Origin of the sequence: Niabella agricola, assembly GCF_021538615.1 — a bacterium.
In the GTDB taxonomy this organism is placed as follows: Bacteria; Bacteroidota; Bacteroidia; order Chitinophagales; family Chitinophagaceae; genus Niabella; species Niabella agricola.
In genome coordinates this window covers 4,714,624-4,741,364 of the sequence record NZ_JAJHIZ010000003.1, presented here as the reverse complement: position 1 = coordinate 4,741,364, position 26,741 = coordinate 4,714,624, and the positions used below count along the sequence as shown (strand labels likewise).

Genomic DNA, 26,741 nt, shown 5'->3' with positions numbered 1-26,741 from the left:
CAAGCGCCGCACACCCCGTCCAACACCCCATACCTGGATCAGTTTTCACTAAACGAAACCGCAACCGTTTCACTGCCCGCCAGATCACCGGTAGTAAACGGAGGCATGTGATAGGTTTTAGCAGTATGCTCCAACAGCTGCGCTTTTTCTATTGAAAAGTTAAGTTGATACCCCAGCTGATCAATGGTAGTCATAAAAACATAATCATATTCCCGATCAGCATCCGAAACAAACAAGAATACCTGTTTACCGGCGCTTTCTGCTGTTATCCACATATCCGTTAGCCGGGTGGTGGTCCAGCCTATGGCATAAAAGCGCCGGCCATATCCTTTGGGATAATTCAGATAATTTATAAAAGAGCAAAAGATGTCAAACGAAACATCATACGGAAAGATTATCGCAAACTGCTGATCCGTTATTTTTGTCACCACGGGTATCACTTGCAGCATTTCCCGGTTGTGCCACCCGCAAAAATCCCGGATGATTCGTTTTATGAGGTCTTCATGCCCCCCCTCCACAACGATCAGTTTATCATTGGCTACTTTATCTTTAGGCAACATCCCGTCAGAGGGTTCTCCTTTCTCTGCCCTATCCCGCATGCGCCGGGTCCTCAACTCCAGCCGGTCAAAGATCAGCAGCAAGGTAATCATCAAGATGATGGCCAGGATCAGGTAGGGATGTTTCATAAAAACGATGTACTGTTTTGGTAAAATTACCACTTCCCCATCAACTTCCAAATGATATCGGAAAACAAGGATGTATCACCTTTTCTATAAGCTGCTTTTGCAGTTTGATTTCAACCGCAAGGTCCGCTAAGACCACGCAAGGGGCGCAAAGTCATTCAATAGCGCATCCCTTCATTGCGGGCTTTGCGGATTCTTTGTGCACGTTGCGTTAAAACAATCCGAAAAATGGGATGCACTCCATATTACACCTAATACCGATATTGAGCAATAACAGGCATCACTTTCCATTCTTCCAGTTCCACCATTTCAGTTTATCCGCCTCCCGCATATGCGGAGGGGTGTCTGCAAAACAAACCGCACACCGGAACACATATAGCAGGCACCGGTCCTGCACGCAGCCAACAAAGTGGTTCGATGCATTGTAAAGCTGCTCCGGATCCCGGCCTTTTAAATCTTCAATGCGGCGTATCCCGATGTTGTACAGATAGGTAGCGATCGATTTGCCGACTCCTGGTATTTGCATTAGCTCTTTTATAATAAATACTTTTTCCATTGGGATTTTGTTCTAAAAGTCTAGCCACCAGTCATTATTAATGCGTCATTTTATTTATATCTTCAATCGCGCCATCCTGCTTTTTGCTATAACTTTCAAGCGACGCTGTTCCGGGCCGGTTGTCCTTCTGATACGTTTCGATCACCGGAAGGGTTTTCACCACTTTTAATACCGTGTGAAGGTCCGCCAGCTTCGTGGTCTTTACATCAATCGCCTTCAACAGCTCCTGGTGCTTTTCTGTGATTGCCTTGTATTTTGCAAGGTGCTCCTCCACCAGCTTTCTGATCTTATCTTTTAAAAGGGAATCGCTGATCGTATTCATATGCTGATCCGCTGCCTTATAATACGACTGGCTTTTCGCATCAAACTGTTGAAATGACCCGGCAGCTTCTTCTTTACTCTGATCCAACGCATCCAATGCGGCCTCCAGTTGTTTCAACCCGGCGTCATGCTCGGCAAGTTCACTGTAGAGGCTTTCCACCAGTTCATCAGGGCCTCTTTTTGAAACCAGTTTATGAGAAGCGCTATGATCTTCCAGGGCCTTTGGTATGTTCACCACCGGCTGTTGCTGTACCCGGTGATGATTACATGCGATCAGTGTGAAGCACCCAATAAAGAATAAGAAAATTAATGCCCTCATAAGTATTGTTTACACTGCTAATATAAACAGCTTTCATAAAATAGCGAAAAACTATTCACTATTTTTGCTGCATGAAGTACCTACGCATAAACCACCTTTTCTTAACCAGCATTTTTATCCTGACCGTTTGCTCCGGTATTGCTCAAGCGCCGCCATTTTACAAGGTAACGCCTTTTGAGGAAGAGGGCTATTTTTCCAAAACCGTTTTCACGTTTAACCCGGAATTTATAAAAGCAAAAAAAGTCAATACCGTGGTGTTGCGCGACAGGGAAAAGACAGGACGCGATTATCATTACGCTTTTGACCCAAACGGGCGAACAGTCCATTTTATAACCTTTCAACGTGAGGATATAAAAGCCGATACGGTATTTTATACGATTTATGGCTATACAGCGTCCGGCAATACAGACTACATCGCCCAAATCGATTATCACGACGGGCTGGTGCGGGTTAAAAAATATGTTTACAACGAAAACGGGAAGCACGCCGTAGTCCGGAATTTTACGCTGGATGCAGATCTGCCGGGCCGGTCTCAAAAAAGCAGCATCATGAATTACGAAACCATCCCCGGAACCTATACGGCCTTTTTAAAAGGCAACGTTCCGGATGACCTGTATTATGAAAAGCTGATTGCAGAACATAATTTTACCTCCCGGCACTATCGCTATTATATAGAGAACGGTTTTACCGCCGAGGAACAAACCGAACACTTCGATTTCAAAAAAAAGTACCAGGCTGATGATACCTGCAGCGGCCGTCAAACCTATTATTACAAAGATGAGCGTCCAACAATACGTTTCATACATAGCAACTGCGATGAAAAAAAAACACCGGACGAATTCTATAGCTACGAAAAAGGATTACTGACAGGGATACGGGAAAATCCGCACCGGCCGGATCCCCGCAACGAACAATACCGTTACGACAAACATCAGAACCTGGTACAAATGGAAAATCAATGGGGCGGCCAGATCGTAAGTGCGTTAATCATGACCTATGACAGCAAAGGTTTTTTAAAGTCCATCCAGCGCAAATCGGCATCCGCTAAAGCGGCAGATTATTTTGAAGACCGGGTACTGGAGTTAACTTATACGTTTTATCCCTGATATGCGTTGCTGCATTCCATAATAATAGATCAAAACATATAACACTTGCCGCCTCCGGCAACGCTGGTGAAACATAGTATTGCCCCAATCCATGGAATATAGCGATAACATGCCATAAAGAAAAAAACAGCACTGTTATATACCGTTTTTTTCATATATTCACCATTAACTATGAAAAAGCTGAGTTCCAGATCAGCCGCAAAAAGCTTACCTAAAAAATGCTGACATGAAACCTGAAAAAACCTACCTGCAATTTGTACAAACTGTAAAAAAGCAAATATTGCAAAGCCGTTACCAGGCCGCAAAACTGGTGAATAATGAGTTACTTTTATTATACTATAACATTGGCCATAGTCTGCACGAGAAAATGACCGCTGCCAGCTGGGGAGATAAAGTACTACAGCAAATTGCGGTCGATCTGCAAAAAGAATTGCCGGGGCTGCGCGGCTTTTCTTACAGAAGCCTGAAAAATATGCGGCAGTTTTATGACTGCTATCAGATGCCCATAATTGGGCAGTCAGTAACTGCCCAATTGCCGAACCATTCCACCGGAAAGCGCCGTTCTGCTTTTTCAAAAAAGAAAATTGGGCAGTCGTTAACTGCCCAATTAGATTCTTCATTCATCAATACTGTTTTTACGGCACTTAGCTTTACCCATCATATCCTGCTTATAAATAAGTGTAAGGAAATGGAGGAGCGCATTTACTATATGCATCAGGCTGCAAGCAATCATTGGACGGTGCACCTGCTGCAACATCATATCGAAAGCAATCTTTATCACAAGAAAGGAAAACTTCCCAATAACTTCCGGAAAGCGCTACCCAAAACAATAGCAGCACATGCATTAAACACTTTTAAAGATGAATACCTGCTGGATTTTATCAATATCACACCGGATGACGATGAACGCGTGTTTGAAAACAAGATCATTAATAACATACGACAATTCATTCTTTCCTTAGGTACAGGCTTCTCTTTTATGGGCACACAGTACCGGCTGGTAGTAGATGAGGAAGAGTTTTTTACCGACCTGCTTTTCTTCAACCGCGTACTGCAATGCCTGGTAGCGATTGAATTGAAACGAGGCAGGTTTAAACCCGAATATGCCGGCAAACTTAATTTTTACCTGAACCTGCTCGACGATCAGGTAAAACTTCCTCACGAACACAACAGCATTGGTATCATTCTTTGTAAGGAAAAAAACAATAAAGTGGTGGAGTATGCCTTTAAGAGTATGCATAAAGCGATGGGCGTTGCTACGTATAAAACCAGTAAACAACTTCCCTCCCGGTTAAAAAAAATATTGCCGGATGCCGCTGCGCTGAAAAAATTATTATAGAACCCAAACATCAGTCTTTGCCAAATAATTAAAACATATCCTGACATACAGTTGTCACTCTCCCGTTTTAGCTTCGGTCCTCCAAATAAAAGAGCGGCGTTTCATAACAATTATTTTACACAAATTAAACAAAGCAAATATTTGGTTTATTAGTTTTTTGAATTACTTTTGAGCCGGAGCAAAAAAATCAGGTTACCTTTTTTCAGGAATTGTATTAATCAGGCACAGGCGCTTTGTCAACAACTACAACACTTTAAGAAAAACGGTTTCCACAGTGCAGCACTAACAAACGTTTGAGCAACAAATCCTTCAGAAAAAAAATTTGGAAGTAGCTTCAAAACACCGTTAACTTTGCTAACACTGTTAGGTAAATTTATTTTTTATGAGTGTAGCAGAGCGCAAATTGAGAGAAAAAGAAATGATCCGGAAGAAGATCATCGACGCAGCGTTGCAGCTGGTAAAAAATGAAGGCTGGGAGTCGTTATCCATCCGCAAGATCGCAGACGCCATCGAATACAGCGCCCCCGTGATCTATGATCATTTTGCCAACAAGGAGGCCATTCTTTTTGAGATTTCGCAGGACGGTTTTAAACTGCTGCTGTCAAATATTCACAAAGCCATCTCAAAAAAAGGGTCGCCGCAGGAGGAGCTGAAAGCGTTGGTAGATACCTACTGGAAGTTTGCACTCAAGAACCGGAGTTATTTTAAACTCATGTTTGGTGTGGGCATGCCCTGTTGCGGAGAAGGAAAGATGAAAACAGAATTTGGAGCCTTACAGGATATAATTTATGAAATCATAAAAAAAATAATCGTTGAAAAGAAAACCAATATTGAATCCGCGTGTTATAAAACGCACGCATTTTGGTCGGCAATACATGGTTTTACTTCAATCATGATCGCAAGGAGTGCTGATGTTCCGCAAACAATGAACGTGTCGGTACTCGATCAAATGGTAGTGAACATTATAGAAAATCTTTAAGCCAAAAAAGACGACAATTCAAATAGTAACTATTTTTTAGTGCATTCCCCCGCGGGATGACAACGGGCAATGGTTGCCATTCCGTAATACGCGGGAACTGCGCGTATAAACAGGATCACTGGCCCCGGCAATACCCTGGGCGCCTTTCTCCGGTATGTACCCCGGCAGGACATGTATTTCTTTGACTCAAAAAACAACTCTACAGATGAAAGCAAACAACCATACCATCCACACAAGCATTCTTGTACCTGCGCTTATTGCGCTTTCTATATCGCTGCAAAGCTGCGTCAATGGCTCAGCAAATCCCAGCCAGCAGCCACCGGCTCCGGCGTTGCCCGTAATGGCTACCCCGGCATCCCCCGTAACCGTTTACCAGGAATTTTCCGCCTCACTGGAAGGAAAGGTAAACGTAGAAGTACGCCCCCAGGTAGACGGCTACCTGGAAAAGATTTACGTAGACGAAGGTGCTTACGTAACCGCAGGACAACCCTTATTTAAGATCAGTGCTCAGTTATACAACGAAGCACTGAACAACGCACGCGCCAATGTACTGGCAGCACAGGCCAATGTACAAAAGGCCCAGGTAGACCTGGACCGCCTGAAACCACTGGTAGACAACGCTGTGATTTCCGACGTACAGCTGAAGACCGCAAAAGCCAACTACAACGCCGCCACCGCCGCACTGGCACAGGCCAGGGCCATGGTAGGCAACGCGCAGATCAATGTAGGTTATACACTGATCAAAGCACCGGTGAGCGGTTATATCGGCAGCATTCCGTTTAAAACCGGTAGCCTGGTAGGCCGTGGGGAAACACAACCCCTTACCGTGCTCAGCGAGGTGAACACGATGTACGCCTATTTCTCTATGAGTGAGCCCGACTTCATTGCCTTTAAAAATAAATACCCGGGCGAAACCATTGAGCAAAAACTGAAAAACGTTCCTTCCGTTGAATTGCTGCTGGCCGATAATACCGTTTATCCGCAGCAAGGAAAGATTGAACTGGTTCAGGGGCAGTTCGACAAAACCATCGGCGCTATCAACTTCCGCGCAGCCTTTCCCAACCCCAATAAAACACTAAGAAGCGGTAACACCGGTAAGATCCGTCTGCCGCAGCTTTTTAATGAAGTATTGGTGGTGCCACAGGAAGCCACGTTTGAAATCCAGGATAAAGTATTTGTATTTACAGTAGACAGCAGCAACAAGGTAACCAGCAAACCCATTGCCGTTTCTGGTAAAACCGCCTACTACTACTTTGTAAACAAAGGACTTTCCAAAGGCGAAAAGATCGTGCTTTCCGGAACCGGTAATTTAAAAGACGGAACGCCGATACAGCCGCAGGTGGTTTCAGCCGACAGCGTGCTAAAGGCGAATCCGATTTAAGGGGTTTATTTCCTGAGCAGCATCAAAAGCGCCCATCCTGTCATGCCGAACTTGTTTCGGCATCTAAAAATGGTCGCTCACTAATAGATTCTGAAACAAGTTCAGAATGACAATACGTTATAAAAGCGCTTTTGATGCAGCTAGGGGAACTCAACAACACTTTTTTCTTAGCGGACCAGCATCCGCTGTAAAAGCAATACCCTGATAAAGCAGCAGCCCCTGCCGCCCAGGGATCTTTTACCCTAACTATTTACGCACAGCATACTTACAACTCCATATCATGCTAAAGAAATTTATACAACGACCCGTATTATCTACGGTTATTTCCATCATTCTACTCTTGCTGGGTATTCTCTCCCTCTTTGCGCTTCCGGTAACGCTGTTCCCGGATATTGCGCCGCCCAGCGTACAGGTAACCGCTACCTACCCCGGTGCCAACGGTGAGGTAGTGGCACGTTCCGTGGCCACTCCGCTGGAGGAAGCCATTAACGGTGTGGAGAACATGACCTACATGACCTCCAACTCCAGCAACGACGGTACCATGACCCTGACCGTGTTTTTTAAACAGGGTACCGACCCCGATATTGCTTCGGTAAACGTACAGAACCGCGTTTCCAAAGCCGTGAACCAGATCCCCCAGGAGGTAGTACAGTCGGGCATCTCCACCCAAAAGGTGCAGAACAGTTTTATCATGTTCACCGGGCTTTATAGTGAAGACAGCGCCCAGTATGATGAACTGTTCCTGGAAAACTATTTGAAGATCAACGTGATCCCCCAGATACAGCGGATCCCCGGTGTGGCCCAGGCACAGGTATTTGGAGCCAAGGACTACTCTATGCGGATCTGGCTGAAACCGGACCGCCTGGCGGCCAACAATCTTTCCCCCCAGGATGTATTGGGTGCCATCCGGGACCAGAGCCTGGAAGCCGCCCCCGGCAGGCTCGGACAGAACAGCGATGAGGTATTTGAATATGTATTGAAGTACAAGGGTAAGCTGAACAAAAATGAGGATTATGAAAACATCGTGGTAAAAGCAAACCCCAATGGTTCCGTGTTAAAGCTCAAAGACCTGGCCCGTGTGGAGTTTGGTGCATTTACCTACAACGCCAATAGCCGGCTGAATGGCAAGCCGGTGGCGGGTTTCGCTATTTTGCAGACCGCAGGTTCCAATGCCAACGAGATCCTTACCGAGGTAGACCGGCAGTTGAAGGAACTGTACACGACCATGCCCAAGGGCATCAAACCCATTACCATGTACAACTCCAAGGAGTTCCTGGATGCCTCCATCCACCAGGTAAGGGAAACATTGATTATTGCATTCATACTCGTATTTATTGTGGTATTCATCTTCCTGCAGGATTTCCGTTCTACCCTCATACCGGCCATTGCCGTGCCGGTAGCCATTGTGGGTACCTTCTTCTTCCTGCAGCTCTTTGGGTTTACCATCAATCTGTTAACCCTCTTTGCGCTGGTACTGGCCATTGGTATTGTGGTGGATGACGCCATCGTGGTAGTGGAAGCTGTGCACGCAAAAATGGAACATAAGGACATGCCGGTGCGTAAGGCCACCGTGCAGTCTATGAATGAGATCTCCGGGGCCATCATTTCCATCACCCTGGTAATGGCGGCGGTGTTTGTACCCGTGGGCTTTATGCAGGGTCCGGCCGGTGTATTCTACCGGCAGTTTGCCTTTACCCTGGCCATCGCCATCCTTATTTCCGCGGTAAACGCGTTAACGCTGAGTCCGGCCCTTTGTGCGCTGTTCCTTAAAAACCCGCATACACCGGGCGAAAAAGGACATCCGCACGAAAAGAAAGGGTTTATGGCCCGCTTCTTTACCGCATTCAACGCCGGTTTCCGTACATTGACGAACCGGTATATCGGCAGTTTAAAATTCCTTATTCGCAGGAAATGGATCGCCATCGGTGCGCTGGTGCTTATTGCCGGAACCAGTTACTGGCTCATCAAAAGAACGCCTTCCGGCTTTATTCCAACGGAAGACCAGGGCTTTGTGCTGTATGCTGTAAACACGCCTCCGGGTAGTTCCCTGCACCGCACCCATAAAGCCACGGCAGAGATTGATAAGATCATCAAACAGGAAGAATCGACCAATAATCTTTGGGTGATTGACGGGCTGAACTTTATCAGCAGCGCCAGCGCCTCTCCTTATGCCGCAGGTTTTATCCGGCTGAAGGATGTAGACAAACGGGGCAAGCTGAAGAACCCGGACGAGATCGCGGCCACCCTTACCGGCAAGGTTACTTCCGTAAAGGATGCCAATACCTTCTTCTTCAACTTCCCTACCGTACAGGGTTTTGGTAACGTAAGTGGTTTTGAGTTTATGTTGCAGGACCGTACCAATGGTCCGCTGGACAAATTGGGCAATACAGCCGGTGCCTTTATTGGCGCGCTGATGCAGCGTAAAGAAATCGCGTATGCCTTTACCACCTTTGCCGCCGGCAACCCGCAGTACACCATCGAGACCGATTTTATAAAAGCCAAACAATTAGGCGTATCCGTAAGCGAGCTGATGCAGACCATGCAGATCTATTTTGGTAGTAGTTTTGTATCCGACTTTAACCGCTTTGGTAAATACTACCGCGTAATGGCGCAGGCGGATATCCCCTACCGGAAAGACCCGGCTTCCCTGGATGGTATTTTTGTAAAGAACAACCTGGGCGAAATGGTGCCGGTTAAAACACTGGTTACACTCAAACGCGTATTTGGTCCGGAAACCGTAACCCGTAACAACCTCTTCAATGCGGTTACCATTAACGGGGTGCCCAAACCGGGCTTTAGTACGGGAGATGCCATTCGCGCTATTGAAGAAACGGCGAAGACGGCCCTGCCGAGAGGCTACTCGTATGAGTGGACGGGTATTACCCGCGAGGAACGGAGTGCCGGCAGTCAGCAGGTATACATCTTCCTGCTCAGCATCATCTTTGTATACTTCCTGCTGGCGGCACAGTACGAAAGTTATGTGCTGCCCCTGGCGGTAATCCTTACCGTACCGGCGGGTATACTGGGTGTATTTCTATTCATCGGCTTTGCAGGGCTTGAAAATAATATTTATGTACAGATCGGGCTCATCATGCTCATCGGGCTGTTGGCCAAGAACGCCATCCTGATTGTGGAGTACGCGGTACAGCGGCGCAAGAAAGGCATGAGCCTGGTGGCCTCGGCGCTGGAAGCCTCCAGGCTGCGCCTGCGCCCGATATTGATGACCTCCTTTGCCTTCATCGTGGGTATGTTGCCGCTGGTATTTGCCAAAGGCGCTTCCGCCATCGGTAACCACTCGATTGGTTACAGTACCGTAGGTGGTATGCTTACCGGTGTGTTACTGGGTGTATTCATTATCCCGGTGCTGTACATCATCTTCCAGTACTTGCAGGAAAAAATTGTAGCAAACCGGGTGCATGATGATGAGGATTGGGAGATGGGGTAGTCATCGCAAACACATGTATGGTCACCCCTGACCTACCCCACTTTCGTCACCCTGAGCGAAATGAAATGAAGCCGAAGGGTCTCGCGAATGTTGGACGGCCTGATAATACAGAGATGTTTCGGCTACGCTCCGCTTCGCTCAACATGACGACAACATTGTTTCGTCACCCTGAGCGGAATGCAATGAAGCCGAAGGGTCCCACGAATGGCGAACAGCCTGATAATACAGGGATGCTTCGGCTGCGCTCAGCATGACGGAAGTATAATTACGGGCGTCACCCTGAGCGCAACGGAGTGGAGCCGAAGGGTCTCCCCTACGCGAAGAGATGTTTCGACTCCGCTTTGCTCCGCTCAACATGACGCCAACATTGTCTCGTCACCCTGAGCGAAATGAAATGAAGCCGAAGGGTCTCCCGAATACCGGACAGCATGACGACAAAACAGAAACACTTCAAAAGGATCAAATCAACTATGAATTATTTAAGTATGAAAAAAAGATACGCCTTACAATACCTGCTGCCGGTGATGGCAATACTTGTTACGGCAGCATCCTGCAAGGTAGGACAAGCCTACAAGCGCCCGGAAGTGGCGCTGCCGCAGGAATTTCGCGCGGTGGCCACGGCCGATACCAGCAGCATTGCCGATGTGCAATGGAACCAGTTTTTTACGGACCCTGCCCTGCAGGCGCTCATCACCAAAGGCATCGGTTATAACTACGACCTGCAGATTGCCCTCAAGCGCGTGGCCGCTTCGGAGCAAACCCTAAAGCAGGCCAAATTGTTGCAACTGCCGCAGCTTAGCTTCAGCGTTACAGGGCAAACCACCAATCCGTCCAACAACAGTTTAAACGGGTTGAGCATGAACACCTTTATAAAGAAGGATCATATAGAAGATTTTAATGCCGCGCTCACCCTTACCTGGGAGGCCGATATCTGGGGAAAGATCCGCCGCCAGCAGGAAGCCACCATGGCCGGTTACCTGCAAACCTACGAGGCTTCAAAAGCCGTACAGACGCAGATCGTAGCCGGTATTGCACAAGGTTATTATAACCTGCTGATGCTGGATGAGCAACTGAACATTGCAAAAAAGAACCTGGCATTAATAGACAGTACACTCAACTTTACCCGCCTGCAACGCAACGCGGGTGAGGTTACCACCCTGGCGGTACAACAGGTAGAGGCACAGAAGCAATCCACGGCCCTGCTCATTCCGCAGCTGGAGCAGAACATTGCCATACAGGAAAATGCACTGAGCATTTTAACCGGCAGTTTGCCCGGGCCCGTAGAGCGCAGCAAGGGACTTTTTAACTCTAATGTGCCGCAGTGGTTAACACCCGGTATTCCTTCTGCCGTACTCAGCCGCAGGCCGGATGTACGGGCCAAGGAAATGGAGCTGATCGCCGCCAACGCCCGGGCCGGCATTGCCCAGGCCAATATGTACCCCAGCCTGTCCATCACCGCACAGGGGGGCCTAAACTCCTACCTGGCCAATAACTGGTTTAATATACCGGCATCGCTGTTTGGTACCTTATTGGGCAATGTTACCCAGCCCATCTTTCAGCAGCGCCAGTTAAAAACACAGCTGGAAACGGCAAAGATCCAGCGGGAGCAATCGGTATTGGAGTTCCGTCAATCGGTACTCAATGCCATTGGTGAAGTATCGGACGCACTGGTGGCTACTGAAAAATTAAAGGAGCAAAAGACCATTGCCACGGATCAGGCAGATACGTTACAACTGGCCATTAAAAATGCGCGCCTGCTGTTTAAAAGCGGTATGGCCAATTATATTGAAGTGCTCACCGCACAATCCAATGTATTGCAGTCGGAGCTTAACCTGGCCAATATTCACCGTTTGCAGCTGAGCGCTGCGGTAGATCTGTACCGCTCCCTTGGCGGCGGATGGAAATAATGCCACAGAGGCAGTGACGCAGCAGCTAAAATTTCACGCAACGTCGCAAAGAGGCGGTGACGCAGCGGTTTTCTTTACCATACCGGGTACAAGATTTCATCGCGCCCTTGCGTCTTCGCGGTAAAAAAGCAACTATCGTTATGCAAACAACTGATATCAATAATAAAAGAACAAGGGTGGTGCTCATTGCCATCCTTGGCTTACTCACCGCTATTGGTCCGTTTTCCATAGATATGTACCTGCCCGGCTTCCCGGCTATGGCAAAGGACCTGCATACCTCCATCAATACCATTGCCTATTCCTTATCCAGTTTCTTTATAGGGTTGTGCGTGGGTCAGCTCATCAGCGGGCCGTTGCTGGATCGTTATGGCAGAAAACGCCCGTTGATCATTGGACTGGTATTATACATTGCCGCCTCCATTGGTTGTGTGCTGGTGCGTACACCGGAGGGGCTCATCGCGTTGCGCTTTATACAGGCATTGGGTTGTTGCGTATCCATGGTAGCGCCCCGCGCCATTACGCGGGACCTGTTTCCGTTGGAGGATAATGCCAAGGTATTGTCCCTGCTCATTTTGTTATTAGGTGTATCCCCCATCCTGGCGCCTACCTTTGGCAGCTATGTGGTAGCCTATTACAAATGGCAGGATGTATTTATCATCCTGGCGCTCATTGCCGCTGCTACGCTGGCCGCAGTCATCTTCCAATTTAAGGAGAGCAAGGCACCGGATACCTCCGTATCCTTAAAGCCGCGGCCCATCCTCAATGCCTTTGGTGGTGTGCTAAAAAACCCGCAGTTCTTTACCTATGCCTTTGCGGGCGGGGTATCCTTTGCGGGATTATTTGCCTACCTATCCGGGTCGCCGTTTTTGTTTATGGAATACTTTGGCGTTTCAAAAACAGCCTATGGTACCATCTTCGCTGTCATTGCAGCCGGGCTTATCGGCAGCAGCCAGTTAAACGCCGTGCTGCTAAAAAAATATTCCAGTGAGCAGCTGGTAACAGCGTCCATCCTCCTGCAAACCATTATCGGGTTTGTACTGCTGGCGGGTATTACCACCGGCATTTTAGGACTGTACGGAACTATCGTCGTTATCTTTCTCCTTTTCTGCACCCTGGGCATCAGTTCTCCCAACACCGCGGCATTGAGCATCCTGCCGTTTAGCAAGGAAGCAGGCAGTGCTTCGGCATTGCTGGGTGCGCTGCAAATGGGCCTGGGTGCGTTGGCCGCTGCACTTACCGGTGTGTTTGACAATAAAACGCCCACCCCGATAGCCATCATTATTGCCGCCAGCGGGTTGCTGGCACTGGTAATATTATTGGTGGGACAAAGAAAGGTGAAGCAAATGCCTGCGGCGGAGGCGGAAGCTACTACAGAAGCGGCAACAGCGCAAGAGGAAGAAGAAATTTGCATTATTGCATAATTAGTAAGTATAGAGAGCAGATTTGTTTTTTGAGTGTATCTGTGCAACCAGCGGGCCTTGTGCCTGCTGGTTTGTTTTATTACAACACACTTCCGTCATGCTGAGTGAAGCGAAGCGCAGCCGAAGCATCCCCGTAACAACAAGCTGGCCGATATTCGTGAGACCCTTCGGCTTCATTGCATTCCGCTCAGGGTAACGAAACAGAGTTGGCGTCATACTGAGCGGAGCGCAGCTGAAGCATCCCTGTAATATCGAACTGTCCGAAAATTTAGAGACCCTTCGGCTCCACTTCATTGCACTCAGGGTGACGCAACGGGGTTTGCGTTATGCAATTATAGTAACGGACAACAATCACGCTTCCGTCATGCTGAGCGAAGCCGAAGCATCCCTGTAATAACAAGCTGTTCGAAAATTGAGAGACGCTTCGCTGCGGTCAGAGTGACTGCACGGGCTTGTTATGCGATCATGGGGAGTACCCCTATCACACGCCCCAACTGCCCCCACTCCCGCTGGTTGCAAAATATTTTCCGGCACGTAAGATTGCAACAAAACTGTCTGCCATTATAAAATACTATTTTTATAGCTACAATAACTTACTGATATGAAAACCCTTAGAAGCCAATGGGGACTTACCCAGGAAGAACTGGCTGCATTGATCGGCGTTACCCGCGGCCTGTTATCGATGTATGAAAGTGGCCGCCGCCAGCTGCCTACCCCGGCCAGCATAAGGCTGGCAGAACTGTACCTGCTGCTGCAACAACCGTCCACAAGCAAGCTGCACTCCACCGCCCTGCAACAACGCCAGCTGGAGCAGCAAACAAAAACAGCAAAGCTGCTGAACGACCGGGCCGGCAAAGCAGCAATGGAAGCAGCCCGCGCTGCCCGCGTGCTGGATAACATGCAGCAACGCTACGAACAGCTGTCCCAAAAGATGCTGCTGGTACAAGCCGCGCTGCCCACCGCCGTACCGGGCTCATTGCAAAAAACGGCGCTGCTTTATATGGAGTCAAAACTAATGGATGCCATGGATCGATGCTCTCCTGCCCGGCAGGCATGGGTAGCCTACAAGCGGGCGGCCTGCATAGCGGTGGAACAGGCGGCGTTGAAGGCCTGCAGGCTTGTAAAGGGAACTTGATGCGGGAACGCGTTGGCGCAGGTAGGTTGCACCGCCGCCAGTTGTCTAAAGGCCGCAAACAAGTTTGCCAAAATATGTTGGTGATAGTTACTTTTAGCCGTTCAATTTCATAAAATAAGCTTTCAATCATTTCGTGTAGTTCCATCTGATTGCAATAGTAGTTATCTATTTCTCCGTAACTCGTGAAAGTCGACAAGTTGTACCCATCCTCAATATCATTATAATAGATTACTGATTTTCCAAGTATTGCTACAACCCAAAAGCCACATCCCTCTTCACTCATGGTTTTCTCCTGCCATTTCTCAGGTACAATTTTTATATACTCCCAAAATTTCAAACAGCTAGGCTTGTCAAATAAAATATCACCGCAATATTCAATATCCTTTTCTATTTTGCTTTGTTTAACTGGCGTCCACTTATTAAAAGTCATAAACAGTTATTTGAATATTTTTCGTCGTCAATGTTGCATTTATTAAAGGCTCTATTTTATCCCAGGCTCCGCCCGCAAGTCCGCAACCAATTCTCGGCATATGAACCGATGCACTTTTGTCAATAGCAAATTGCCCCACCTTTTCAAGTCCCAACAGGATAGCCTCATAACGAATTGGAGGGTTTCCGTTTTCGTCTTTATTAATTTTATGTTGCCCAATAATATTAGCAACCCAAAGTTCGTCCTTAACCTGTACAAATTGAACTTCTCCAAGTTTAAAATTGTCTTTTGTCTTAAACCATTGCCTATATTGTTGCTCAGGTTGTTTCCATCGTTTAGAAACCGCCATTACAAAACCTTTCCCCCAGCCGCCCATATCATTGCAAACGTGAACAATAATTTTATTTCCGCTGCCTGTCGGGTTTGTAGCGTCTCCCTTTATGTAATTTATCTCCATCATTATTTATGTAAGGTTGCTTCGTTATAGTTGCCAGCAACTCATCAACTGCCGCAATTACCAAACATGTATAATCGTTTGCAAATACCTAAATGCGGCTACGTGACAGCTTTGCAGTTTAAAAAAAATCACTCATCTGTAACCGTTCTGGCATTTGTGCATTGATTGCTTCACTTTTCCCAAAAGGTTGTTATGCTAATATAGGCGTTTTTTGGAGGTCGGTAAAATTTGACGGAGATGGAATATATCTTTCTTTAGGGGATGGGTAGTCTCCGTTATAGGCCGTTCCTACGGCACTCCAGCTTCATAGTCTGTTTTGGCTCCCGGAATCAATTCCTGAGTTGCAATGATCTGCCGGGCCGATCGTGAGATAGTATACTTACAAGCGCTCCATGTTCGGCCTGTCGCCCAGGTCCCACAGTAGCCAACTGCCCTATGCACTGCAGCAGAAGTGAGTGATCCGCCACGGCGGACACGTACAAGGAAGCTGTCACCGGCACCGGGCTGGGGCAACAAAGATGAATCATACATCCTTATTCCGCAACACTGAAGCACTTAATATACCTCGGTAAAAACAGTAATTGCTGTCATTATACCAAAAAGATGTATTATTTTTAAATACCTTACTGAACAGGGTTGTACAAAAAATCATCTTTATGAAACGCAGAAAATTCCTCCACGCTTCGCTGGCAGCTACCGCTGGTATGGCAACACTGGGCTCATCCGCATCGGCCGGTGAGCGGCCCGCCACACAAAAAGAAATATACGAATGGCGCGAATATGATATGCGCTTTGGAGTAGACAGAGGTCTGCTGGAGCAATATTTTAAAACAGCGCTGATACCGGCATTGAACAAATACGGTGTTAAAACAGTGGGCGTTTTTAAAGCATGGAAGGAAACGGAGCCGGCTAAATGGTACGTACTGATTCCTTATGCGTCTATCGACAGCTATTTATCTGTTAACACAAAAGTAAAAGCGGACGCGGACTATATTAAAAACAGCGCCGCGTATAACAGCATTCCGGCGGATAAGCCGGTTTACAATCGCTTTACCGCTTCCCTTATGACGGCCTTTGAGGGCTGGCCGGTGATTGCCGTGCCACCGGGTGCGCCCCGCATCTTTGAATTGCGAACCTATGAAGGCTATAGTGAAGACGCGGTGAGAAGAAAGGTAAAGATGTTCCACGACGGGGAGTTTGATATTTTTAAGCGGGCTAAACTGAACCCGGTATTTTTTGGAGAAGTGATTGCGGGCGATAAGCTGCCGCGTATTACCTACATGCTTACCTGTAATAATATGGAGGAGCGCGATAAGGGATGGGGCGCTTTTGTGGCCGACGCGGATTGGAAGCGGTTAATCGCAGCCCCCCAGTATGCAAATACCGTTTCTAAGATCATAAATACTTTTTTGGTACCAACGGCTTACTCGCAGGTGTAATGCTGTGGTGGCATACAGCGTCAGGTAACAGGCAGGTACAGATGGGAGACCTGGGCGAGAAAAGGGACCTGCATCAGGGAAACTGGCGTCTGCCTTACTTTAAGCAGCATTATCTTTACCCTCATTGGTTTCATTCGCAACGAGGACCACTGCTTTACGCTTTACAGATCCTGCCAGTATGCATCCGAGCAAAAACCCGCTCAGCAGGCCGCCAATATGTGCGGCATTGTCAATGCCTCCGGTAACACCCATCAATAAATTAAACCCTACAAATACCAGTGTGCTTGTCAAAAATGTTCTCCCAAAATCAGGCGGAAATACTTTTAAAAGCAAACAAGCCAGGAAGCAGCCGTAAAGTCCAAAAATAGCGCCGGATGCACCTACACTAACGGTAGCATCATACCACCAGATGCTGGCTATACTACCTAAAATACCTGTTACCAGATAAATGAACAAAAACTTCCACCGACCTAAAAGCGGCTCCAACAAAATTCCGACAAACAATAACCCGTACATATTCGCCAATATATGCAGCAGTCCGCCATGCAAAAAAGTACAGGTAAGTAACCGCCACCACTGTCCGTCTGTTGTCAGCGGTCTAAAGTTAGCTCCCCAATGGATCAAATCCTCAGTTTTGAAAGAAATAAATCCAAGCCCGGAAAAAACCATTACCAAGTAAATCAGGATATTCAGGTCAATAATGAGGGGCGTTATAAAAAAATCTTGTTTCGGAATCATCAACGCAAGTACATCTTTCAGATCGCTGTCTTTACCTGGGGCGCCGCTTTTAAATTGTTTTAACCGCCGGTTATTGAACTTGGGGAACAACAGCAATAGCAACCAGACGATTGCTCCAATAATAAAGGAGCCTAAAACCCAGGAAAGCTTTTTGCCGTTCCTGGACGCAAAAGATCCGGCCTTTGCTTCAAAAAAAACATTATTTTCTGAAGCATTGGGATTTAATTTCTTTAAAGCGTTATTATATTCGTTATGATCATCGGTATTGCCGATCACTTCCAAATAAGCAAACTTACTAAAGTCTTCCCGTTCAAAATCATTTTCTGCCTTTTCCGCAAAAGCCTTGTATTTATCATCCTTCTCCTGCTCGCTCAGCCGGTTACTAATGCGTTCAAAATACCTTTTCCCAAGCCAATAGAGATTCTCGGTTTTTAGAGTATCCGAACCGGTTATCAAAACCGGCATTGCAACGTAGATCAGCATGTTAAAATTCTCATTATGCTTCCCCGTTACCGTAGCTGTATTTTGAATAGCAATATGATCTTTATCGATATAGTAATTCTTAAGCGCATAATACTTGGTCTTTTCAAACTTTTCGATCTGACCAATATTATCAAGTTGCGTCAGTTTACCGGTTGCTGTAACCAGGTACTGCTGTGCAATTATGGTTGGAATCGCAATTACGATTGAAGCAAGGAACTGATAACCAAAGCCAGCGTTATCATTTTTAAAATTCAGGAGCTTGATCCTTGGTCTTAACCAAATTAAAATGGGTATCCAGGGCAGACCAAAGGGTAACCAGAATTCAATAATATCCTCCTTCAGCGGTATAGCTGCTTTTATAAACAACAGCCAGTTTAAAAGGGTATATATTAAAATAAACCCGACGCCGATAAGTAAAAATGGTTTGTAAATAATCCGCAGTTTGTCTGAAAGTCCTTTCATTTGATCGAAATGGTTTGTTTTTGAGCACAACTACCATAAGAATGCATTCAAATCATTTGCAGTCAATTATCAATGCCCGCAAAATCACCTCTGTTGCTTTTTCCCATTTGCTGCCTTCAATGTTTTCAATTGATGTTTTATCCAGCTGAAGCTGATTGCCTTGCTAAAATAGGCTTTTTTATGAGACTACAACGAACGACACATCTCTTAATTTTTAAGCCTTGGGAGCTGCCTATATTTTAAAAAGTGACATTCGCTTGAAGCAGCTTCCAGAACAATGATTGCGTGGTCCCGCCCAGTCCCTTCAATCGCCGGCTCTTCAAAATAATCAGCTCAACCATCCTATAAATGAACAACCATTGTATCAAAAACGTACAATCTTTTATAGCTGTAAGTTTGCATTATTTTGCTTTTCAGGCCAATAGATAAATGGCATTTTTATTGGTGCGTTAATTGATGGCGCTTACGCTACAAAAAATATACATCCACAATGCCGAAGAACTACTTTAAAACCGCATGGCAAAATGTACGCAGTCATAAAGCTTATGTAACCATTAACGCCATCGGGCTGGCCGTGGGCATTGCCGCCTGCCTGCTTGTTTTTTTACTGATCCGGTATGAAACAGGCTTTGATGATTTTCATAAAAACAAGGATCGTATTTACAGGATCGTATCCGCAACCAAAACCCCGGAGGGGATGAATTATTCGCAGGGCAGTGCCTACCCGGTAGCGGAAGCGCTGCGGCTTGATTTTCCGCAGCTGGAAGGTGTGGCCCGCATCTATGCCCGGAAGGACAAGCAGATCACCGTACTCAACGATGCTGCCAACGCGGCACCCCCAAAATTTAAAGAACAGGTGTTTTATGCTGAGCCGGCGTTCTTCGACATCTTCAACTTTCCCCTGCTTGCGGGCGATCCTAAAACGGCGTTGTCTGCAACCCATACCGTGGTGCTTTCACAGGCCATTGCAGAAAAATATTTTGGCGACTGGCATACGGCCATTGGCAAACTGATTAAATATGATAACGACCAGGTCTTTAAAGTAACCGGCATCCTGCAAAATGCACCCGCCCATACCGATTTTCCGCTGCAGGTGGTTTTTTCGTTTAAGTCCGTTACACAGGAAGATATTTCCACCGACTGGGCGGCCGTGGACGGTTCCTTAAACACTTTTGTGCTGCTCCCGGAAAATATGCCGGCCCGGCAGTTTGACAGCGATCTCAACGCCTTTGTAAAAAGACATACACCGGCTGAGTATGCCAACCAGGGTTACCAGTTACAGCCCCTGGGCAGTGTACATTTTGAGCGGGCGTTTGGCACCTTTAGCGGTAAAACCTTCAGCAGGGAACTGATCACCGCATTGAGTTTGATCGGGTTTTTCCTGCTGATTATTGCCTGCATCAACTTCATCAACCTGGCTACCGCACAAGCCGTAAACCGCTCCAAAGAAGTGGGCATCCGCAAGGTGCTGGGCAGCAGTAAAAAGCAACTGATCCTCCAGTTCCTGAGCGAAACCTTCCTGATCACGCTGGCTTCGGTGATCATTGCCCTGGGCGTTGCGTGGCTGGCATTGCCCTTGCTGAACCAGTTGCTGCAAGTGTCCGTGAAGCTCCGGCCGGATCTTCCGTTAATGGCCTTCCTGGGCGTTCTGATGGTGAGTGTTACCTTTTTATCGGGCCTCTACCCTGCCATTGTTTTATCGGGCTTTAATCCCATTGCAGTGCTTAAAAACAAACTGAGCAGCAAAACGGTGGGCGGGTTTTCGATGCGCCGGGTGCTGGTGGTGTTCCAGTTTGCCATTGCCCAGGTTTTAATCATCGGCACGCTTATTATTGTAAAGCAGATGGACTTTTTTCAAAATGCGGCCGTGGGTTTTGATAAGGAGGCCATCATTACGGTGCCGATGGCCAACGATACGGCAGGTCGCACCAAAGCGGATGCCTTAAAAATCCAACTGCAGCAACAGGCCGGCATCAAGGACGTAAGCCAGAGTGCCTTTAGCCCGATGGACCAGGCCGGCTGGGATGATGATTTTATATTTGACAATGCTACTAAAAAAGCGGGTTTTAAAACCGACTTTAAATGGGCCGATGCCGACTATTTCAACACCTACAATATCCGCTTTATTGCCGGTGCGCCCTACCGCCCGGCCGATTCCATAAACGGGTTTGTAGTGAATGAAATGATGACCAAAAAATTAGGGTTCAAAAATCCCGAAGGCATCCTCGGGAAAAAGATCAGTTTCTGGGATGGAAAGATTGTGGCGCCGGTTGTGGGCGTGGTGAAAGACTTTAACGGCTACTCGCTGAAGGAAGCGATGAAGCCGATGGTGCTGAGCTCCAACAAAATGTTCTACCGCATCTTTAATATAAAAATACAACCCCAAAACGCGAAGCAAACCCTGGCCACCATTGAGCAGCTCTGGAACCATACCTACCCGGATTTTATGTATGAATACCAATTCCTAGATGAAAAGATTGCTGGCTTTTACAAACAGGAACGCCAGATATCCCAGCTCTACCAGCTATTTGCGGGCATTGCGATCTTTATTTCCTGCCTGGGCCTGTATGGCTTTGTATCTTTTATGGCGGTGCAGCGCACCAAGGAAGTGGGCGTCCGCAAGGTATTGGGTGCTTCTACGGGCAGCATTATTTACCTGTTTTCAAAGGAATTTACCCTGCTGATCGGGATCGCTTTTTTGATTGCGATGCCCATTGCCTGGTATGTAATGCACCGGTGGCTGCAAAACTATGCGTACCGGGTGGATATTGGCGCCGGTATATTTTTAGCAACGATCCTGATTGCCGAGCTCATTGCCTGGCTTACGGTGGGCTACCGGGCCATAAAAGCGGCAGTGATTAACCCGGTGAAGAGTTTGAGAACCGAGTAAGTGGTTTCCCGCAGAGGAACGCTGGTCTTTTCATTCTCGCAGATTTACGCGGATCATTTTCGCGGATGAGCGCTGATTTCCTGTGCAAATCTGTGTAAATCACGAGGAATACGCTAGCGAAATGGTTATTGCTTCGCAAGGGCATTCGTCCGCCGCAAGGCCTGCAACGCAGATTTTATCGGCTCCGCCCGACCATAAATATTTAAACCTTCCAAATTTTTATCGTGCGGAATTCGCCTTGTAGCGAACTAGTTCCGACGCATCGCATGTGCGTCAGGTTAAGAAACCCGATCCAGGCGCTGTAGGCGCCGCATGTTTATAGTATTCATGATCAACGACATAACCCATCGGCTGCGTCAGGTGCCGCGTAAACACGGGGCATCCTACGGAGCCCGCACAAATGCCCTTCCGATTGCCATAAACACAGCGCTCCTAACGGAGCGGAATGGGCTCAAATGCTGGCGTAACTGCAGTTCCGGGCAGATTGACTGTTGCGCTTAACCTAACGCACATGCGACGCATCGGGATTGCTTTTGCATCAAGGCAAAAGTTGGAAAATAAAATTAAGGTACTATCTCACTTCATCAGCAGCCCCTGGTTATACACATGGCGCTGATTGCTTATTTGCAATAAAAGAACAGAACCGGTCCTTCGGTAATCGTGCTACTGTTCCAGGTATTTTGCCGGAACATGATCCGTTAACCAAACACCATTGTCTGAAAGATAAAATGTAAAGTCATTCGCATACATTTGCCCGGCGGCTACTTTTAACACAACGGGCGTTCCATGTCGTTGTCCTACTTTGATCGCTGTTTCTACATCACTGCTCAGGTGCACGTGTTGCCTGCTGCGTTTTTCAAGCCCGGAACTTAAGATGGAAGGAACGGATTGCTCACCCGTGCCGTGATACAGCATTTCCGGCGGTTTTTGGTGATGATAGCCCAGGTCAATGGCAACAGAATGTCCCTGGCTTGCCCGTATCTTTTTCATTGAATCGTTAAACGCAAACCGTTTTTTGGAATTGGTGGCAACCACTTCATTTAATAGCGCCTTGTCAAAAGATACACCATACAGGCCAGCCTTTTCAATTAACACATCTACATCCGTCCAGCCATGTTCATCTAACCGGATGCCAATGGTTTCCGGCTTATGCCGTAATACGAGACTTAAGAATTTGCTAACCGTTAAAAGTTGTTTTTCATTGCTCATTTTTGGTTGTATTTATGTCATACGGACAAGGTATCAGTTATGCTCGAATTCTTCAAAAAGCCGGGGGCAAATCTTCTTCATACTTTCCGGGTCCTCTTCTTTCCATGTAAATTTAAAGCTCGGATAATTCCCTTCCCTGGTTTTGAAATGGTCGTAATCGATATAATTGTATAAATCCTTCCCGGTTTTTTGCTTGAACGCTTCAAGTGCCACATACCAAAAGGCTTCAAATTCGTAATATTCGGCATCCCGATGAACCTGCGTGATCAGATTATCCGGGTTTTGTTTCGCTTTAAGATAGGTATCCCTCCCTCTGGAAATGACCCAGTTTCTAAAATACTCGAACCCGTCATCGGAGCATCCCCCGTTCATAATATATCCGGCACACCACATTTCCGAACTATAGGTATCATAAAGCAACTGATCCGTCCGCAGACGAAAGCCAATCATTTGCTTGGGTGTTAATTTGCCGATCTCTTTTATCAGGAATTGCTCCTGCGTCTCCTGATCGTCTGTGTTTTTTAGTGATTTGTCTATAATGGACCAGTACAGATCCTCATCCAGCATTTCTGCTGTTTTTACCAATTGTGTTGAATCAAAAGATCCGATTGGCCGGGCTTGCTGTTCAGCCGCTTTTTTGTCTCCAAATGATTTGTCTTCCATATTCATATTATTTGCATTTGCACACCCTGACATTACGAGCGCCACTATAATAGTTGCTTTCACAAAATGACAACAGGAGCTTACTTGAATGAAGATGCGATAAAGAGCATTTTCAGATATTTCCGGATTTGCATTGTTCATATTTAGCAGTTGTTTGCGATTTTTGTTAGATGCTATAAAATAAATACTCCACTAAAATAAGACTTTTTAACAGTTAGAAGGAATTCTGTAACAGACTCTTAAAGCTGCTGCCTTGTTGAGACCGGAAGAATCGTTGGAACGTAGTCTTCTCGTGCCGGCACTGCACGGCGCGTCGCACCACGTTCCACAGCAGCCCGGCGCCCAAACCCTGTCAATACCCATTTTTTTGGCCGACTAGCGCCATCCGTGGGAAATTCTCCTCCAAAACCTTCCCTTCCAACATTTTATTTCGATGCAAAAAATGCAGTAAATTTGCCGCCTTATGGAATTAACAAAGAATTTTGAGCCAGCAGCTATTGAGACCCGGTGGACGGGGCATTGGAAGGAAAAAGGGTATTTTAACAGTACTCCGGATGAACGCCCGGCGTATACCGTGGTCATCCCGCCCCCCAATGTTACCGGTGTGTTGCATATGGGACATACGCTCAATGAAACCGTGCAGGATATACTGGTGCGCCGCGCCCGCATGAGCGGCTATAATGCCTGCTGGGTGCCCGGCAGCGACCACGCGTCCATTGCCACGGAGGCCAAAGTGGTACAGATGCTGAAGGAGGAAAAAGGCATTGATAAAAACAGCCTCTCCCGCGAAGAATTCCTGAAATACGCGTTTGAATGGAAAGAAAAATACGGTGGTATCATCTATAACCAGATCGAGCGCCTGGGTTGCAGTGTAGACTGGAACCGGGTGAACTTTACCATGGACGACCACTATTACAACGCGGTTATAAAAGTTTTTGTAGACCTTTATAATAAAGGATTGATCTACCGCGGGGCCCGCATGATTAACTGGGACCCGGCGGCCAAAACGGCCCTCAGCGATGAAGAAGTGGAATACCGCGAAGTACAGAGCAAACTGTATTATGTGCAATACAAGCTGGACGGGCAGGAAGGCTATATCACCATTGCCACCACCCGCCCGGAAACCATTTTGGGCGATACTGCCATCTGCGTAAACCCCAATGATGAACGTTACCAGCACCTGAAAGGTGCCTATGCTCTGGTGCCCCTGCTCAACCGCCGTATCCCCGTTATTTTTGATGAATATGTAGATATGGAGTTTGGTACCGGTGCCCTCAAGATTACCCCGGCACATGATATCAACGACTATAACCTGGGATTGAAACATAACCTGGAAGTGATCGATACGCTGAATGAAGATGGCACCCTGAGTGAAGCTGCACAACTGTACGTGGGTGAAGACCGCTTTGCCGTGCGGAAAAAGATCGTGGTGGACCTGGAACAAGCAGGCAACCTGGTTAAGACGGAAGACATCGTTAATAAGAACGGCTTCTCCCAGCGCAGCAATGCCGTGGTAGAGCCCCGTATCTCCACCCAGTGGTTTGTAAAAATGAAAGAGCTGGCCGAGCCTGCTTTAAAAGCGGTAGTAGACGGCGATATTAAAATACATCCCGGCGACCGTTTCCTGGCCACCTATAAATACTGGCTGGAGAATGTAAAGGACTGGTGCATCAGCCGGCAACTTTGGTGGGGACAGCAGATACCGGCCTGGTATGCGCCCGATGGCACTTTTGTGGTGGCAGAAAATAAAGAAGCGGCGTTTGAAAAATTCAAAATTCAAAATTCAAAATTCAAAATTGAGGAGCTGTCGCAAGACAGCGACGTACTGGACACCTGGTTCTCCTCCTGGCTCTGGCCCAGTGAGGTATTCCATGGTATTACCAACCCCGGTAATCCTGATATCAATTACTACTATCCCACTTCTGTATTGGTAACCGGGCAGGATATCATTTTCTTCTGGGTGGCGCGGATGGTAATGGCCGGACTGGAATATGAAAAAGAAATTCCGTTTAAAGACGTTTATTTTACCGGCATGGTACGCGATAAGCTGGGCCGCAAAATGAGCAAGCAGCTGGGCAACTCACCGGATCTGCTGAAACTGATTGATACCTATGGCGCCGACGCGGTACGTTTTGGCATCATGATCTCCGCTCCTGCAGGTAATGATCTGTTGTTTGACGAAAGCTCGCTGGAACAGGGCCGTAATTTTAATAATAAGATCTGGAATGCGCTGAAGCTGGTGCGCATGTGGCAGAACAACCCCAACGGCATTACCGAAACGGCCGGCAACGAGCGGGATATGGCTGCTGCCTGGATGCGCAACCGCATTGAACAGGCAAAAGCAGAAATGGCAAATCTGTTTAAAGAATTCCGCCTCAGCGAAGGGTTGAAAACGTTGTATTCCCTGATCTGGGACGATTTCTGTTCCTGGTACCTGGAATGGCAGAAGCCTGCGCAGGGTGCTCCTACCAGCGCGGCCAAATTACAGGCCACCATTGCATTCTTTGAGGAGCTGCTGCAATTACTACATCCCTATATGCCATTTATAACGGAAGAGATCTATCACCTGCTACGCGAACAAAGCGATGATCTTTCCATAAAGCAATACGCACCCACGCAGGATACGGACAACAATATCCTGGCACAGGGCGAACTGTTGAAACAGACCATCACCGCCATCCGCGATGCACGGGTGAAGAATAATATTAAGAGCAAAGAACCGGTGAAGCTGTTTGTACAAACCGCACAGCCGGATAGCTATACCAGTCTGGCATCCATCCTGGAACGCCAGGCCAATGTAGAAGCGGTGGCCATTACAACAGAAGCGGTTGATAAATGCATCAACGTATTGGTGGGTAAAGACAAACTATTCATTTTGCCTGCTACCGAACTGGATACAAGCATCCAGAAAGAGCAACTGGAAAAAGACCTGGCCTACCTGCAGGGCTTCCTTGCATCGGTAGAAAAGAAACTCGGCAACGAGCGTTTTGTACAAAATGCCAAACCGGAGGTCGTAGAAATTGAACGCCGCAAGAAGGCAGATGCGGAAGAAAAGATAAAAGCAATCGAGGAAAGTCTGGCGGCCTTGTAAATTGTACCCTCTGTACATCCGGAGTAAACTACAACTAATTTTATGGAAGGTGTATCAAAAGTAATTGATACACCTTTTTTCATAGCCCTCACTTCAATTTACAGCGCATATAGTCTATTGAAAGAAGTAAGCCTCAACCTGCTACTTTAAGAAGAGTTTCTCTAATAAGGCAAAATGGTGTTCCTAAAATTGTCTCAAAATCGCTTATAAAGGAACAGCCCCGGCAAAAAAGGTACAATAATTGCGCTCCCTTAAAGTACCCTCTATTTAGTCAACAAATCCTCACT

The 26,741-nt window shown here is 47.1% G+C and carries 18 protein-coding genes; 11 read left to right on the top strand and 7 right to left on the bottom strand.

Annotated features, from left to right (window positions below):
- Window positions 1-38: 38 nt before the first annotated feature.
- The 3 genes from LL912_RS24970 to LL912_RS24960 all read right to left on the bottom strand — a co-directional run bounded on the left by LL912_RS24970 (window position 39) and on the right by LL912_RS24960 (window position 1,879).
- On the bottom strand, window positions 39-686 hold the full coding sequence (locus LL912_RS24970; RefSeq protein WP_235556355.1) for a hypothetical protein: 648 nt from the start codon (window positions 684-686) through the stop codon (window positions 39-41).
- A gap of 277 nt (window positions 687-963) precedes the next feature.
- The gene (locus tag LL912_RS24965) at window positions 964-1,239 is read right to left on the bottom strand and encodes a helix-hairpin-helix domain-containing protein (RefSeq protein ID WP_235556354.1); all 276 of its coding nucleotides are present in this window, start codon (window positions 1,237-1,239) and stop codon (window positions 964-966) included.
- A 37-nt stretch (window positions 1,240-1,276) separates the two neighbouring features.
- Window positions 1,277-1,879 (bottom strand): hypothetical protein, encoded by a 603-nt coding sequence (locus tag LL912_RS24960; RefSeq protein WP_235556353.1) that lies wholly within the window; start codon window positions 1,877-1,879, stop codon window positions 1,277-1,279.
- Between the two features lie 71 nt (window positions 1,880-1,950).
- Between LL912_RS24960 and LL912_RS24955 the strand changes: the two genes are divergently transcribed.
- From LL912_RS24955 to LL912_RS24920, 8 genes are all read left to right on the top strand, one after another.
- On the top strand, window positions 1,951-2,985 hold the full coding sequence (locus LL912_RS24955) for a hypothetical protein (protein WP_235556352.1): 1,035 nt from the start codon (window positions 1,951-1,953) through the stop codon (window positions 2,983-2,985).
- Window positions 2,986-3,211: 226 nt separating this feature from the next.
- Window positions 3,212-4,324, top strand: coding sequence for a PDDEXK nuclease domain-containing protein (locus tag LL912_RS24950; protein ID WP_235556351.1), 1,113 nt, complete (start codon window positions 3,212-3,214; stop codon window positions 4,322-4,324).
- Between the two features lie 382 nt (window positions 4,325-4,706).
- Entirely contained in the window at window positions 4,707-5,303 is a 597-nt protein-coding gene (locus LL912_RS24945; protein WP_235556350.1) for a TetR/AcrR family transcriptional regulator, read from the top strand.
- Between the two features lie 205 nt (window positions 5,304-5,508).
- Window positions 5,509-6,684: an efflux RND transporter periplasmic adaptor subunit gene (locus tag LL912_RS24940; RefSeq protein ID WP_235556349.1), complete on the top strand. Its 1,176-nt coding sequence runs from the start codon at window positions 5,509-5,511 to the stop codon at window positions 6,682-6,684.
- A 280-nt stretch (window positions 6,685-6,964) separates the two neighbouring features.
- Complete coding sequence (locus LL912_RS24935) at window positions 6,965-10,129, top strand: efflux RND transporter permease subunit (RefSeq protein ID WP_235556348.1); 3,165 nt, start codon at window positions 6,965-6,967, stop codon at window positions 10,127-10,129.
- A 470-nt stretch (window positions 10,130-10,599) separates the two neighbouring features.
- Window positions 10,600-12,036, top strand: coding sequence for an efflux transporter outer membrane subunit (locus tag LL912_RS24930; protein WP_235556347.1), 1,437 nt, complete (start codon window positions 10,600-10,602; stop codon window positions 12,034-12,036).
- A gap of 140 nt (window positions 12,037-12,176) precedes the next feature.
- Window positions 12,177-13,457, top strand: a complete 1,281-nt coding sequence (locus LL912_RS24925) for a multidrug effflux MFS transporter (protein ID WP_235556346.1) — start codon at window positions 12,177-12,179, stop codon at window positions 13,455-13,457.
- A gap of 601 nt (window positions 13,458-14,058) precedes the next feature.
- Window positions 14,059-14,592, top strand: a complete 534-nt coding sequence (locus tag LL912_RS24920) for a helix-turn-helix domain-containing protein (protein ID WP_235556345.1) — start codon at window positions 14,059-14,061, stop codon at window positions 14,590-14,592.
- Between the two features lie 419 nt (window positions 14,593-15,011).
- Here LL912_RS24920 and LL912_RS24915 read toward each other — a convergent pair whose 3' ends face one another.
- Window positions 15,012-15,482 carry a macro domain-containing protein gene (locus tag LL912_RS24915; protein WP_235556344.1) on the bottom strand — a complete coding sequence of 157 codons (471 nt, stop codon included), beginning with the start codon at window positions 15,480-15,482 and terminating at the stop codon, window positions 15,012-15,014.
- Between the two features lie 653 nt (window positions 15,483-16,135).
- Between LL912_RS24915 and LL912_RS24910 the strand changes: the two genes are divergently transcribed.
- Window positions 16,136-16,918, top strand: a complete 783-nt coding sequence (locus tag LL912_RS24910; protein ID WP_235556343.1) for an NIPSNAP family protein — start codon at window positions 16,136-16,138, stop codon at window positions 16,916-16,918.
- Window positions 16,919-17,017: 99 nt separating this feature from the next.
- On the opposite strand, the gene LL912_RS24905 is transcribed toward LL912_RS24910, so the two are convergent.
- Window positions 17,018-18,601, bottom strand: a complete 1,584-nt coding sequence (locus tag LL912_RS24905; protein WP_235556342.1) for a rhomboid family intramembrane serine protease — start codon at window positions 18,599-18,601, stop codon at window positions 17,018-17,020.
- A gap of 490 nt (window positions 18,602-19,091) precedes the next feature.
- Between LL912_RS24905 and LL912_RS24900 the strand changes: the two genes are divergently transcribed.
- Complete coding sequence (locus LL912_RS24900; RefSeq protein WP_235556341.1) at window positions 19,092-21,491, top strand: ABC transporter permease; 2,400 nt, start codon at window positions 19,092-19,094, stop codon at window positions 21,489-21,491.
- Window positions 21,492-22,154: 663 nt separating this feature from the next.
- Here LL912_RS24900 and LL912_RS24895 read toward each other — a convergent pair.
- Both LL912_RS24895 and LL912_RS24890 read right to left on the bottom strand, forming a co-directional pair.
- Window positions 22,155-22,700: an RNA 2'-phosphotransferase gene (locus LL912_RS24895; RefSeq protein ID WP_235556340.1), complete on the bottom strand. Its 546-nt coding sequence runs from the start codon at window positions 22,698-22,700 to the stop codon at window positions 22,155-22,157.
- Between the two features lie 33 nt (window positions 22,701-22,733).
- Window positions 22,734-23,363: a DUF4240 domain-containing protein gene (locus LL912_RS24890; RefSeq protein ID WP_235556339.1), complete on the bottom strand. Its 630-nt coding sequence runs from the start codon at window positions 23,361-23,363 to the stop codon at window positions 22,734-22,736.
- Window positions 23,364-23,826: 463 nt separating this feature from the next.
- Here LL912_RS24890 and LL912_RS24885 point away from each other — a divergent pair, with 463 nt between their 5' ends.
- On the top strand, window positions 23,827-26,454 hold the full coding sequence (locus LL912_RS24885; protein WP_235556338.1) for a valine--tRNA ligase: 2,628 nt from the start codon (window positions 23,827-23,829) through the stop codon (window positions 26,452-26,454).
- Window positions 26,455-26,741 lie beyond the last annotated feature (287 nt).